The sequence below is a fragment of the Pelomonas sp. CA6 genome (genome assembly GCF_022549225.1).
GTDB lineage: Bacteria > Pseudomonadota > Gammaproteobacteria > Burkholderiales > Burkholderiaceae_C > Roseateles.
The window spans coordinates 1-400 of the sequence record NZ_JAKZFD010000061.1; the positions used below are offsets into that span (position 1 = coordinate 1).

1 protein-coding gene is annotated in these 400 nt (G+C 70.2%); it reads right to left on the reverse strand.

Annotation, left to right across the window (positions count from 1 at the left end):
- The coding region (locus tag LZ017_RS21880; protein ID WP_241399043.1) for an MBG domain-containing protein at positions 1 to 400 on the reverse strand (400 nt) is incomplete at both ends.

Genomic DNA, 400 nt, shown 5'->3' on the forward strand with positions numbered 1-400 from the left:
ACTGGTGGCGATTGCGGGCGTCGCGAAGGCGAGCGTGCCAGTGGTGGCGTTGGCTAGCGTGTCGCCGTTGACGAAGCCAGTGACGGTGCCGCCGAGGGACGGGTTGGCGGCGCCGTACAGGCGCGACGCGCTGTTGGCCGTCACGGTCAGCGTGGCCGGGGTGATGCTCAGCGCGCTGGTGTTGCCGGCGGCCTGCGCGAAGACGTAATTGCCGTTGTTGGCGGTGAGGCCGCTGCCGTTGATGGCATAGCTGCCGACATTGCTGGCGGTGGTGGCGGGCGTCGCGAAGGCGAGCGTGCCGGTCGTGGCATTGGCCAGCGTGTCGCTGCCCACGAAGCCCGTCACCGTGCCGCTGAAGCTGGGGTTGGCGGCGCCATACAGGCGCGTCGCGCCGTTGGCT